Here is a 12,825-nt window from a genome sequence, read left to right on the forward strand (position 1 = left end):
TACCTGTGGAAGATTAGATTGACCCCATGACTCAGGCCCCCGCGGCACCGGAGAACGACCGGCGCGCCTCCCGACGACGACACGACCGCGAGATCGTGGCCCTTGCCGTTCCCGCCTTCGGCGCCCTCGTGGCCGAGCCGCTCTTCGTGATGGCCGACAGCGCGATCGTGGGCCACCTCGGCACTCCGCAACTGGCCGGTTTGGGTATTGCCGCACCCCTGCTCACCACCGCCGTGAGCGTCTTCATCTTCCTCGCCTACGCCACCACCGCCGCCGTCTCACGACGCGTCGGCGCCGGCGACCTGCGGTCCGCGATACGCCAGGGAATGGACGGCATCTGGCTCGCCCTGCTCCTGGGCGCCGCGGTCGTCGCCACGGTCCTTCCCACCGCTCCCTGGCTGGTCGGCCTCTTCGGGGCTTCGGACACCGCGGCCCCCTATGCCGTCACCTACCTCCGCATATCCGCCCTTGGCATCCCCGCCATGCTCGTCGTGCTCGCTTCGACGGGCGTCCTGCGCGGCCTGCAGAACACCAGGACACCGCTGTACGTCGCCATCGGCGGCTTCGCCGTCAATGGCGGGCTCAACCTGGGGCTCGTCTATGGAGCGGGTCTCGGTATCGCCGGGTCGGCATGGGGCACGGTCATCGCCCAGTTCGGCATGGCCGCCGTCTACCTCACCGTGGTCGTGCGCGGAGCGCGGCGGCACGGGGCCTCCCTCCGCCCGGACTCCGCGGGCATCAAGAACAGCGCGCAGGCAGGTGTGCCACTGCTGGTCCGCACGCTCTCGCTGCGGGCCGTCCTGATGATCGCCACCGCCGTCGCCGCCCACTTGGGCGACGTCGACATCGCCGCTCACCAGATCATCCTGTCCCTCTGGAGCCTGATGGCCTTCGCCCTCGACGCGATCGCCATCGCCGGGCAGGCGATCATCGGCCGCTGTCTGGGGGCGGATGACGTCAAGGGCGCCCGCCAGGCCTGTCGCCGTATGGTCGAGTGGGGAATCGCCTTCGGGGTGCTGCTCGGTCTGCTCGTAGTGGCCGCCCGGCCCCTGTTCATCCCGCTCTTCACCAGCGACCACACCGTCCAGGACACCCTGCTTCCCGCTCTCTTGGTGGTCGCCGTCATCCAGCCGGTGGCCGGCGTCGTCTTCGTGCTCGACGGCGTCCTGATGGGCGCGGGCGATGGCCCGTATCTGGCCTGGGCCATGCTGGTGACCCTGGCCGCCTTCGCCCCGGTCGCCCTGCTCGTACCGACGCTGGGCGGCGGACTCACCGCCCTGTGGTGGGCGATGGGCCTGATGATGGTGGTCCGGATGCTGACCCTTGCCTGGCGCGCTCGCTCCGGTCGCTGGTTGGTCACCGGCGCGGCGCGCTGACCGCGACTCGGCGCGAGCGGAGGAAGCGCCCCCGCACGATGTTTCACGTGGAACAACGCTTCGCCCGCGCGGGCTGGTGCCGCCTCAGGCCGTCACTTCTCTGTTTCACGTGAAACAGAGAACGGGCCGCACCCAAGGGGTACGGCCCGTTCTGCTGTGCTGTGCTGTGCTTAGGCGGCGATGACCTCGACGCCAAGCTTCGCGACAACGTCGGCGTGCAGACGCACGGACACCTGGTGGGCACCAAGGGTCTTGATCGGCGCACCGAGCTCGACGCGGCGCTTGTCCACGTCCGGGCCACCCGCGGCCTTGATCGCCGAAGCGACGTCAGCCTGGGTGACGGAGCCGAAGAGACGGCCGGCGTCGCCGGAGCGAACAGCCAGACGCACCTTCACGCCTTCGAGACGGGCCTTGACCTCATTGGCCTGCTCGATGGTCGCGATCTCGTGGATCTTGCGCGCACGACGGATCTGCGCGACATCCTTCTCGCCACCCTTGGTCCAGCGGATCGCGAAACCACGCGGGACCAAGTAGTTGCGAGCGTAGCCGTCCTTGACGTCAACGACGTCGCCGGCCGTGCCGAGGCCAGAGACCTCGTGGGTGAGGATGATCTTCATTTTTCGGTCACCCTTCCCTTATCGCGCGGTGGACGTGTAGGGCAGCAGCGCCATCTCACGGCTGTTCTTGACGGCCGTGGCGACGTCACGCTGGTGCTGCGTGCAGTTGCCGGTCACGCGGCGGGCACGGATCTTGCCGCGGTCGGAAATGAACTTCCGCAGCATGTTCGTGTCCTTGTAGTCCACGTAGACGGTCTTGTCCTTGCAGAAAGCGCAGACCTTCTTCTTAGGCTTGCGCACAGGCGGCTTCGCCATGGTGTTTCTCCTGTGTGATCAAGAAGTGGGGGTACGAGCTGCCCTAGAAGGGCGGCTCGTCCGAGTAGCCGCCGCCGGAGCTTCCGCCCCAGCCACCGCCGCCGCTGCCACCCTGCTGCGGCTGTCCGCCGCCGGCCGGCGCGCTGGAGGCCCACGGGTCGTCGGCGGGAGCGCCGCCGCCGGCCTGCTGGCCACCGCTGGGGGCTCCGCCCCAGCTGCCGCCGCCCTGCTGCTGACCGCCGCCGCCGTATCCACCCTGGCCGCCGCGACCAGTGGTCTTGGTGACCTTGGCCGTGGCGCTCTTGAGGCTGGGGCCGACTTCCTCGACGTCCAGCTCGTAGACCGTGCGCTTGACACCCTCGCGGTCCTCGTAGGACCGCTGCCTCAGCCGGCCCTGCACGACTACGCGCATGCCTCGCTGAAGCGACTCCGCGACGTTCTCCGCCGCCTGACGCCAGACCGAGCAGGTCAGGAACAGGCTCTCGCCGTCCTTCCACTCATTGGTCTGACGGTCGAAGGTGCGGGGAGTGGACGCGACACGGAACTTCGCGACGGCCGCACCGGAGGGGGTGAAGCGCAGCTCGGGGTCGTCGACGAGATTGCCGACGACCGTGATGACGGTCTCGCCTGCCATGGGTGAACCTCTCGGCGGGGATTGCTGCTGGCTGCTGTGTTGCTACTCGGACCCGATTACCTCTGAGCGGAAGCTCAGTGGGTCTCGGGGCGGAGGATCTTGGTCCGGAGGACCGACTCGTTCAGGTTCATCTGACGGTCGAGCTCCTTGACGACCGCAGGCTCGGCCTGAAGGTCGATGACCGTGTAGATGCCCTCGGGCTTCTTCTTGATCTCGTAGGAGAGACGACGACGGCCCCAGGTGTCGACCTTCTCAACCTTTCCGTTGCCCTCGCGGACGACGGAGAGGAAGTTCTCGATCAGGGGAGAGACAGCGCGCTCCTCCAGATCGGGGTCGAGGATGACCATCACCTCGTAGTGACGCATGTGGAACCCACCTCCTTTGGACTCAGCGGCCACGGTCGTTCCGTGGCAGGAGGGTCGTGATGCGTTAGCAACGGTATCCGCCCCCACTGACAACCCCCCTCCGCGAGGAGCGGGACGGCATGCGGGCACGGCTGACACCGGTGCAGACCGTCCAGAGTACCCGGTGACCTGCTTCCGGTTGAAATCCTGTGGGCAGGGGACGCAATCTGTACACATCGGGTGTGTGCGGCGTCACTCGTCGCCGCCTTTCGCCAGGAGGTGCCTCATGGCACAAGCAGTGCGACCGAATTCCCCTGTTTCCCTCTTCGCCACCGACGGCAAGCCCCATCCGCTCCAGGACACGCTGATGGCCGTCACGGTCGTCCTGGGCGTGCTGGCCTTCACCACGGCGTGGTTCTACAACCTCCACCTGGTCAGCTCGTGGGCCGGTCTGGCCGGGATCATCACGGGCGCGTACGGCCAGTTCATCTCGGTGACGACACGCGAGCGGTTCCTGTTGATCCTCGGCCTCGGAGCCTCGGCCGTCGGCTTCTTTCTCGGCATGGCCCACGGCGGGCTCTTCGGCGGCGTCGTCGGCTGACGGCCACACGGCGGCCAAACACCACGGATGGCCGTACGGCGCTGTGCCGTGCGGCCATCCAGGGCGCTCCTGTGGCCCAGTAGGCTTCGGCACGAGAGCCGGAGCCCCTGACCCCATGGGGACACACCTGCCGAGGAGCGCCCCGCATGAGCCTGACCCTGAGGACCATCAGCCGTGAGCAGCATCTGGCGTACATCCAGAGCCTGCCCGCGGCGAGCCACTGCCAGGTCCCGGCGTGGGCTGACGTCAAGACGGAGTGGCGCTCGGAGAGCCTCGGCTGGTTCGACAAGAGCGGCCAGCTCGTGGGCGCCGGCCTCGTCCTCTACCGTCAGCTCCCCAAGGTCAAGCGCTACTTGGCGTATCTGCCCGAGGGCCCGGTCATCAACTGGTACGCGCCCAACCTGGACGAGTGGCTGAAGCCGATGCTCGCCCACCTCAAGCAGCAGGGCGCGTTCTCGGTGAAGATGGGCCCGCCGGTCGTCATCCGCCGCTGGGACTCCGCGGCCATCAAGTCCGGTATCCAGGACCCCGATGTGAAGCGTCTGCGCGACGTCGAGGCCACCCACATCGAGGCGCGCGCCTTCGAAGTCGCCGACCGGCTGCGCAAGATGGGCTGGCAGCAGGGCGAGGACGGCGGTGCCGGATTCGGCGACGTCCAGCCGCGCTACGTCTTCCAGGTGCCGCTGGCCAACCGCTCCCTCGACGACGTCCTCAAGGGCTTCAACCAGCTGTGGCGCCGCAACATCAAGAAGGCCGAGAAGGCCGGCGTCGAGGTCGTGCAGGGCGGCTACGAAGACCTCGCCGAGTGGCAGCGCCTGTACGAGATCACCGCGGTGCGCGACCACTTCCGGCCGCGCCCCCTGTCGTACTTCCAGCGCATGTGGACGGTCCTCAACTCCGAGGACCCCAACCGGATGCGGCTCTACTTCGCGCGCCACAACGGAGTGAACCTCTCCGCCGCGACGATGCTCGTCGTCGGTGGGCACGTCTGGTACTCCTACGGCGCCTCCGACAACATCGGCCGCGAGGTGCGCCCCTCCAACGCGATGCAGTGGCGCATGCTCCGTGACGCCTACGCGATGGGCGCGACCGTCTACGATCTGCGCGGCATTTCCGACTCCCTGGACGAGACCGACCACCTCTTCGGTCTGATCCAGTTCAAGGTGGGCACTGGTGGTGAGGCGGCCGAGTACCTCGGCGAGTGGGACTTCCCGCTCAACAAGCTGCTCCACAAGGCGCTGGACATGTATATGTCGCGCCGCTGACCGGTTGCGTAACCTCGTTCCTCGTACCTGCGACACATCGCAGCCATCAGAAAGGTCCGGACGGCCATGGCGCTCACCCTCTATGTCGACTCCGCTCGCTGGCGGGCGCACCAGAAGTCCGTGATCGACCAGTTCCCGGGCATCGTCCCGGTCTGCAAGGGCAATGGCTACGGCTTCGGCCATGAGCGGCTCGCGGACGAGGTGTCACGCTCCGGCTCGGACATCCTGGCGGTCGGCACGACGTACGAAGCCGCCAAGATCAAGGACTGGTTCAGCGGCGATCTGCTCGTCCTGACGCCGTTCCGGCGCGGCGAGGAGCCGGTGCCGCTGCCCGACCGGGTCATCCGCTCGGTCTCGTCGGTGGACGGGGTCCACGCCCTGGTGGGCGCCCGCGTGGTCATCGAGTGCATGAGCTCGATGAAGCGCCACGGCGTGAAGGAGGAGGAGCTCGGCATGCTCCGCTCCGCCATCGAAGACGTACGGCTCGAAGGCTTCGCGCTGCACCTCCCGCTCGACCGGACCGACGGCTCGGACGCCGTCGAGGAGGTCATCGCGTGGATGGATCGGCTGCGCGCGGCCCGTCTTCCGCTGCACACCATGTTCGTCAGCCATCTGCGGGCCGAGGAGCAGGCCCGGCTGCAGCAGCAGTTCCCGCAGACCCGGTTCCGCGCCCGCATCGGCACGCGGCTGTGGCTCGGCGACCACGAGGCGACCGAGTACCGGGGCTCCGTCCTCGATGTCACCCGGGTCACCAAGGGCGACCGGTTCGGCTACCGCCAGCAGAAGGTCGCTTCGGACGGCTGGCTCGTCGTGGTCGCGGGCGGCACCTCTCACGGCGTGGGCCTTGAGGCCCCGAAGGCCCTGCACGGTGTGATGCCGCGGGCCAAGGGCGTCGCACGGGCCGGCCTCGCCACCGTCAACCGCAATCTGTCGCCCTTCGTCTGGGCGGGCAAGCAGCGTTGGTTCGCGGAGCCGCCGCACATGCAGGTGTCCATCCTGTTCGTGCCGTCGGATGCGCAGGAGCCTCACGTGGGCGACGAGTTGGTGGCTCACCTGCGCCACACGACCACGCAGTTCGACCGCCTCATCGAGCGCTAGGCGGGACAGCTCGCCCGCCTTTCGAACTTCGGGCCCCTGACCGACGACAGCCGCCGTCGGTCAGGGGCCCGAGTCCGTCCAACGACCGTCTAGGAGGCGGGGGTTCGCGTTCCCCATTCGACCCGGGGGCCTTCGTCGAGCATGGCCGCGTGGCGCGGGGGATGCGCCGCGTGGCCCACCACGAAGACGTCCTCGGCCCGGTCGAGTACGCCACCGGACGGATCGTCCGAGCCGTCGCGGCGCACGACGTCCCGGTCCGGCATCAGGATGTCGCGCACCACCACGGCGCACAGATACAGCGTGGTCAACAGGTGTACCGCGATGGCAAGTTGGTAGCCCTCGGGCGGCAGTCCCTGGTGCTTCTCGCCGCTCATCGTGTACGCGAGATACAGCCAGATCCCCAGGAAGTACATGACTTCGCCGGCCTGCCAGATGAGGAAGTCCCGCCAGCGCGGCCTGGCGAGCGCGGCCAGCGGGATCAGCCACAGAACGTACTGGGGCGAGTAGACCTTGTTGGTGAGGATGAACGCGGCGACGACCAGGAAGGCGAGCTGTGCGAGGCGCGGCCGGCGCGGCGCGGTGAGCGTGAGCACCGTGATTCCGGCGCAGGCGAGCACCATGAGGAGCATGGCCAGGGTGTTCACCATGTCGGTGTCCAGACCCTTGCCCGTACGCTGCGAAATGATCAGCCAGAACGACCCGAAGTCGACGGACCGCTCCTGGCTGAAGGTGTAGAACTTCTTCCACCCCTCGGGCGCGAGCATCATCACCGGCAGGTTCACGACCAGCCAGGCACCTCCGGCGCCCAACGCCGCGGCCCCGAACTCGCGCCATTTCCCGGCGCGCCAGCACAGGACGAGCAGCGGCCCAAGGATCAGCACGGGGTAGAGCTTCGCGGCGGTCGCCAGGCCGATCAGGATGCCGAACGCGAGCGGCCGGCTGCGCGACCACATCAGCAGGGCGGCCGCGGTGAGCGCGACGGCGAAGAGGTCCCAGTTGATGGTGGCCGTGAGCGCGAACGCGGGGGCCAGGGCGACCAGGAGGGCGTCCCAGGGGCGACGGCGGTGGGTGCGGGCGACACAGACGGCGATGACGGCCGTGCAGACCATCAGCATCCCCGCGTTGGCCATCCAGTACATCTGCTCGCGATGCTGCATGTCGCCGCTGCCCGGCGTCAGCCAGGAGGCGACCTCCATGAACAGGCCCGTCAGCACCGGGTACTCGAGGTAGTTCATGTCGCCGTTGAGCCGGTCGAAGTACGGCACCAGGTTGTCGGCGAACCCGCGAAGCGAGTACAGGTGCGGGATGTCCGAATAGCAGGCGTGCGTGTACTGCGAATTGGCGCCCCGGAACCAGGCCCAGTCGTAGCAGGGCAGTTTCTGTGCCATCCCGAGGGCGAACATCCCGATCGCGACGAGCACCACGACTCTCACGGGGGTGAGCCAATGGCGGCCGGGCCTGGCCCATCGGCCGAGCGGGCCACCGATCAGCTGACTGCCCGCGGCCGCGACCTCGTCCTGTTCCGTGGGATGCACGACGGGTTCGGCGGAGTCTCCGCGCCGGTCCTCGTACGCACGGGGGCTCGTCTCGCTCGTCATGCCCGACATCCTGCCGTACACCGCTGTGGATACGGGGAGCGGCCGTGTTTCACGTGAAACACGGCCGGCGTTTCACGTGAAACGGGGGGTGGTGTTTCACGTGAAACACCACCCCCCGTTCCTCAGCCGGCCGGCCTACCCGCCGTTGGTTCCTCCGAACCAGCCGCCGGGTCCGGCTCCGCCGGGCCCGCCACCGGGCTTGGTTCTGCTGGGCGTCGGACTGGGGGTCGGCCCTCCGTTCGTCCCACCATTCGTCGGGCCCGTATCGGCACCGCCCGTGGGGTCGCTACAGGTCCAGTCCCACCGACTGCACGAGCTGCTGGGGCTCGGGGAGGGGGACATCGACGGCGGGGTGTGGGACGGCTTGATGGACGGGGACGGCGAGGGCGGGGTGCTCGGGGTCGCTACCGGGGTGGGGCTGGGCGACATGCCGCCGCCGTAGACCTTGTCGCCGATCTTCTCGGGGGCCGGGAAGGGGACGGCGGGGGAGCCGCCGAGGGCTTGTTGCATGTAGTCGTGCCAGATGGTCGACGGGAAGGACGCGCCATGGATCTTCTCCTGGCCGCCCGTCCCGAACATCTTCAGGAACTCGCGCTTCTTGCTGGTCTCGTTGTCGTCGAGGCGGTACATGCCGACGGCGGTCGAGTACTGCGGGGTGTAGCCGACGAACCACGCCGACCGGTTGCCGTCGGTGGTACCGGTCTTGCCCGCCACCTGGCGCCCGCTGAGCTTGGCGTTGGTTCCCGTTCCCTTGTCGACCACGGTCTTCAGGACATCCGTGACGTTGTTGGCCACGGCGGCCGGGAAGGCGCTCTTCGCCTGGTCCTCGTGCTTGTAGATGACGTTCCCGTTCTTCAGCACCTTGGTCACGGAGAACGGGTCGCGCTGGGTACCGCTGGCGGCGAAGGTGGCGTACGCGCCGGCCATGCGGATCGCACTGGGCGACGACGTGCCGATCGAGAACGACGGCACGCTGGAGGAGGCCATGCTGGTCTTGCTGTCACGCAGCCCCGCCGCCATGGCGGCCTGCTTGACCTTGTCGGTGCCGACATCCATACCGAGCTGGACATACGGGGTGTTCACCGATTCCTGCATCGCGTAGCGCAGGTCGATGGCGTAGCTCGGCGGGTTGTACGACTCGTTACCGTCGTTGGTCTGCAGCCATTCGTTGCCGTTCTCGTCCTTCCAGACGGTCCCGTCATAGTTCTTGATCTTCAGCTTGTTCTTGCCGCTGTAGATGCTGTCCGGCGAGACGGGCGTCCGGGACGAGTCGCTCTGTGAGGCGGGCTTGTTCGGATCGCGCTTTCCGTACTCCATGCCGGCCGCCAGGACGAACGGCTTGAAGGTCGAGCCGACCTGGGCGCCGGTTTCGTCGGCGTTGTTGGTGAAGTGCTTGGTCGCGTCGTCACCGCCGTAGATGGCCACGATCGCCCCGGTCTTCACCTCAACCGAAGCGGCGCCGAACTGGACGAACGTGTCCACGTCCGGCCGCTTCTTGGGGTCGATGTTCTTGTCCCGGACCTTCTTGACCACGCCCTCCATCTCCTGGACCTTCTTCTTGTCGAAGGTCGTGTAGATCTGGTAGCCGCCCTGGGCCAGGTTCATGTCCGGGTTGCTGTTCTTCGCGGACGCCTGGGCGAGGGAGACCAGATAGCCGATCTGCCCGCTCAGGTTGGCGCCCTTCTTCGGCTTGTCGGGCATCGGGAAGAGGCGGTACTTGTCGCGTTCGGCCTGGGTCATGTGCTTGTCCTTGACCTCTTGGTCGAGGATCCAGGTCCAGCGCTCGGTGGCGTTCTTGGTGTTCTGCTCCGCGGTGGCCGCCGGGTCGATCTCGGGGGCGCCGGCCGGGTCGAAGTAGGTCGCGCCCTTGAGGAGCGAGGCGAGGAAGGCGCACTGGCTCGGGTCGAGGTTCTTGGCGTCCTTGCCGTAGTACGTGCGGGCCGCGGCCTGCAGACCGTAGGCACCACGCCCGTAGTAGGCGGTGTTCAGATACCCGGCCATGATTTCGCTCTTCTGCTTGGTCGCACCGACCTTGATGGAGATGAAGAGCTCTTTGAACTTGCGGGTGATGGTCTGCGACTGGTCGTTGAGCTGGGCGTTCTTCACGTACTGCTGCGTGATGGTCGAACCGCCCTGCGTCTGGCCGCCCTTGGCCATGTTCAGCAGGGCGCGGGCGATGCCCTGGGGGTCGACACCGCTGTCCGTCTCGAAGGTCTTGTTCTCCGCGGAGATGACGGCGTACCGCATCGCCGACGGGATCTGCTCGTACGGGATGATCTGGCGGTTGACCTCGCCGCCGGTGGCGACCATCTGCGACCCGTCGGCCCAGTAGTAGACGTTGTTCTGTGCCTTCGCCGCCTGAGCGACGTCGGGGATGGCCACCATGTAGTAGGCCGCCCCGACGAAGGCGATCAGCAGGCCGAAGCAGCCCAGGCAGCAGGCGCTGACGAGCTTCCAGGAGGGCACCCAGCGGCGCCACCCCTGCCTGCCGAAGCGCGGGTAGTCGACGAACCGCTTCTTTCCCGGCCGGCCGGGAGAGGCCGTCCGGCGTCCCGGGCCTCGGGGAGGGCCTGCCACGTCCGGGGCCCGTCGGCGGCCGCCGCCCCGCTGGGCCCTGCGGGCCTCGGCCCGGCCGCTGTAGGCCGGCTCCTCCTCTTCACGAGGGGTGGACGTCGACCCGTACGATCCGGACAGTGAGTGGGCCGATGGGCCCGGGGAACCGGCCGCCGGCCTGGCCCCCCTGCGGCCGGAGGGCTGCTGCGCGGCGCGCCGGGCCGCGGCACGCCCACCGCCTTGAGGCTGCGGCGGTTTGCGACGGTGCTCGCTCATCGAACGACTACTCCTCGGGCAGGCGAGAGCGCCTGGAAACGGCAGCTGAGTTCCTGTCCCCCCGGTGCGCCCGGCCGCCCCGCGAGGGACGACGCCGCGCTGCAGCCCGTGTGCCGATGACGCTGAACACGCCGACGCCCCCTGACGTCACTCGGCACACAGTGATCTGCATGGCGCACAGACTACGCACGGTCAAAACCTCCTTAGGGCCGAAGTTCACCCCAAATCAGGCAACTTGCTGCCTGTGAATCCAGGATGTGACGCCGTTCACCATGGCCCCCCTTGCCGCAACCGCCGCACCGCCCTATCGTGCTGATGTATCGAGTCGATACATCAGCACGGCATAAAGGTCCCCGACAGCCGAGGAGGCGAAGGATGAGCAGGCGCTCCGGCATCCTCGAATTCGCCGTACTCGGCCTGCTCCGCGAGGCCCCGATGCACGGTTACGAGCTGCGCAAGCGGCTCAACACCTCGCTGGGGATCTTCCGGGCCTTCAGTTACGGGACCCTCTACCCCTGCCTCAAGACGCTGGTCACCAATGGCTGGTTGATCGAGGAGCCGGGCAGCGCGCCCGAGGAAGCGCTCGCCGCTTCACTCGCAGGGCGCCGCGCCAAGATCGTCTACCGGTTGACGGCGGAAGGTAAGGAGCACTTCGAGGAGCTGCTCTCCCACACCGGCCCCGACACCTGGGAGGACGAGCACTTCGCCGCCCGTTTCGCCTTCTTCGGCCAGACGGAGCGAGAGGTGCGGATGCGCGTGCTGGAAGGGCGCCGTAGCCGGCTGGAGGAGCGTCTCGAGAAGATGCGCGCCTCCCTGGCCCGTACGCGCGAGCGCCTGGACGACTACACGCTTGAGCTGCAGCGCCACGGCATGGAGTCCGTGGAGCGCGAAGTGCGCTGGCTGAACGAGCTCATCGAGAGCGAGCGGGCGGGACGGGATCAGCGATCCGGCCCCGCCACCGGCTCCGCTCAGCAGGACCACACATCAGGAGAGACGGGCGGCCTGCCCCGGCACCGGGACAGCACCCGGCCGGATCCGTCCGAGGACACCGCCAACTGAAGGCCCTGCGCACGCAGGACTTCGAAAAGATCGAACAGGGAGCAACCGGAATGGGTTCGGTTCGCGTAGCCATCGTCGGCGTGGGCAACTGCGCCGCCTCGCTGGTGCAGGGCGTCGAGTACTACAAGGACGCCGATCCGGCCGCCAAGGTCCCGGGTCTCATGCACGTCCAGTTCGGCGAGTACCACGTCGGTGACGTGGAGTTCGTCGCCGCGTTCGACGTCGACGCCAAGAAGGTCGGCCTCGACCTCTCGGACGCCATCGGCGCCAGCGAGAACAACACCATCAAGATCTGCGACGTCCCGAACAAGGGCGTCACGGTCCAGCGCGGCCACACCCTGGACGGTCTCGGCAAGTACTACCGCATGACCATCGAGGAGTCCCCCGAGGCCCCCGTCGATGTGGTCCAGATCCTCAAGGACAAGCAGGTCGACGTTCTCGTCTGCTACCTGCCGGTCGGCTCCGAGGACGCTGCGAAGTTCTACGCGCAGTGCGCCATCGACGCCAAGGTCGCGTTCGTCAACGCTCTCCCGGTCTTCATCGCCGGCACCAAGGAGTGGGCGGACAAGTTCACCGAGGCGGGCGTCCCGATCGTCGGCGACGACATCAAGTCGCAGGTCGGCGCCACCATCACGCACCGCGTGATGGCCAAGCTGTTCGAGGACCGCGGTGTCCGTCTTGAGCGCACCATGCAGCTCAACGTCGGCGGCAACATGGACTTCAAGAACATGCTGGAGCGCGACCGCCTGGAGTCCAAGAAGATCTCCAAGACCCAGGCCGTCACCTCGCAGATCCCCGACCGCGACCTGGGCGAGAAGAACGTCCACATCGGCCCGTCGGACTACGTGGCATGGCTGGACGACCGCAAGTGGGCGTACGTGCGCCTCGAGGGCCGCGCCTTCGGCGACGTTCCGCTGAACCTCGAGTACAAGCTCGAGGTCTGGGACTCCCCGAACTCCGCGGGTGTCATCATCGACGCCCTGCGTGCCGCGAAGATCGCCAAGGACCGCGGTATCGGCGGCCCGATCCTGTCGGCGTCGAGCTACTTCATGAAGTCCCCGCCGGTGCAGTACTTCGACGACGAGGCCTACGCCAACGTCGAGAAGTTCATCAAGGGCGAGGTCGAGCGCTAGAGCTCGCGCTTCTGAG

General features: G+C 67.7%; 12 protein-coding genes. 6 read left to right on the forward strand and 6 right to left on the reverse strand.

Annotation, left to right across the window (positions count from 1 at the left end):
* Positions 1-26: 26 nt before the first annotated feature.
* The gene (locus tag OG432_RS16690) at positions 27-1,376 is read left to right on the forward strand and encodes an MATE family efflux transporter (RefSeq protein WP_328311726.1); all 1,350 of its coding nucleotides are present in this window, start codon (positions 27-29) and stop codon (positions 1,374-1,376) included.
* 170 nt (positions 1,377-1,546) lie between these two features.
* Here the strand turns inward: OG432_RS16690 and rplI are convergent, their stop codons facing one another.
* The 4 genes from rplI to rpsF all read right to left on the reverse strand — a co-directional run bounded on the left by rplI (position 1,547) and on the right by rpsF (position 3,247).
* Entirely contained in the window at positions 1,547-1,993 is a 447-nt protein-coding gene (gene rplI / locus OG432_RS16695; protein ID WP_100575643.1) for a 50S ribosomal protein L9, read from the reverse strand.
* An 18-nt stretch (positions 1,994-2,011) separates the two neighbouring features.
* The gene (gene rpsR, locus OG432_RS16700) at positions 2,012-2,248 is read right to left on the reverse strand and encodes a 30S ribosomal protein S18 (protein ID WP_003956534.1); all 237 of its coding nucleotides are present in this window, start codon (positions 2,246-2,248) and stop codon (positions 2,012-2,014) included.
* Between the two features lie 43 nt (positions 2,249-2,291).
* Positions 2,292-2,882, reverse strand: coding sequence for a single-stranded DNA-binding protein (locus OG432_RS16705; RefSeq protein ID WP_328311727.1), 591 nt, complete (start codon positions 2,880-2,882; stop codon positions 2,292-2,294).
* 74 nt (positions 2,883-2,956) lie between these two features.
* Positions 2,957-3,247, reverse strand: coding sequence for a 30S ribosomal protein S6 (gene rpsF, locus OG432_RS16710; protein ID WP_328311728.1), 291 nt, complete (start codon positions 3,245-3,247; stop codon positions 2,957-2,959).
* A gap of 265 nt (positions 3,248-3,512) precedes the next feature.
* Between rpsF and OG432_RS16715 the strand changes: the two genes are divergently transcribed.
* The 3 genes from OG432_RS16715 (at position 3,513) to OG432_RS16725 (ending at position 6,190) form a co-directional block, all read left to right on the forward strand.
* Positions 3,513-3,827 carry a hypothetical protein gene (locus OG432_RS16715; RefSeq protein WP_328311729.1) on the forward strand — a complete coding sequence of 105 codons (315 nt, stop codon included), beginning with the start codon at positions 3,513-3,515 and terminating at the stop codon, positions 3,825-3,827.
* Positions 3,828-3,973: 146 nt separating this feature from the next.
* Positions 3,974-5,092 carry a lipid II:glycine glycyltransferase FemX gene (locus tag OG432_RS16720; RefSeq protein WP_328311730.1) on the forward strand — a complete coding sequence of 373 codons (1,119 nt, stop codon included), beginning with the start codon at positions 3,974-3,976 and terminating at the stop codon, positions 5,090-5,092.
* A 66-nt stretch (positions 5,093-5,158) separates the two neighbouring features.
* Positions 5,159-6,190: an alanine racemase gene (locus OG432_RS16725; RefSeq protein WP_328311731.1), complete on the forward strand. Its 1,032-nt coding sequence runs from the start codon at positions 5,159-5,161 to the stop codon at positions 6,188-6,190.
* An 89-nt stretch (positions 6,191-6,279) separates the two neighbouring features.
* On the opposite strand, the gene OG432_RS16730 is transcribed toward OG432_RS16725, so the two are convergent.
* Positions 6,280-7,788: a glycosyltransferase family 87 protein gene (locus tag OG432_RS16730; protein ID WP_328311732.1), complete on the reverse strand. Its 1,509-nt coding sequence runs from the start codon at positions 7,786-7,788 to the stop codon at positions 6,280-6,282.
* Between the two features lie 135 nt (positions 7,789-7,923).
* Complete coding sequence (locus tag OG432_RS16735; protein ID WP_328311733.1) at positions 7,924-10,617, reverse strand: transglycosylase domain-containing protein; 2,694 nt, start codon at positions 10,615-10,617, stop codon at positions 7,924-7,926.
* Between the two features lie 375 nt (positions 10,618-10,992).
* Here OG432_RS16735 and OG432_RS16740 point away from each other — a divergent pair, with 375 nt between their 5' ends.
* On the forward strand, positions 10,993-11,676 hold the full coding sequence (locus OG432_RS16740; RefSeq protein ID WP_328311734.1) for a PadR family transcriptional regulator: 684 nt from the start codon (positions 10,993-10,995) through the stop codon (positions 11,674-11,676).
* 50 nt (positions 11,677-11,726) lie between these two features.
* A complete protein-coding gene (locus tag OG432_RS16745) occupies positions 11,727-12,809 on the forward strand; it encodes an inositol-3-phosphate synthase (protein ID WP_328311735.1) in 1,083 nt (360 codons plus the stop codon).
* Positions 12,810-12,825 lie beyond the last annotated feature (16 nt).

It is taken from the genome of Streptomyces sp. NBC_00442 (genome assembly GCF_036014195.1).
Classification (GTDB): Bacteria; Actinomycetota; Actinomycetes; order Streptomycetales; family Streptomycetaceae; genus Streptomyces.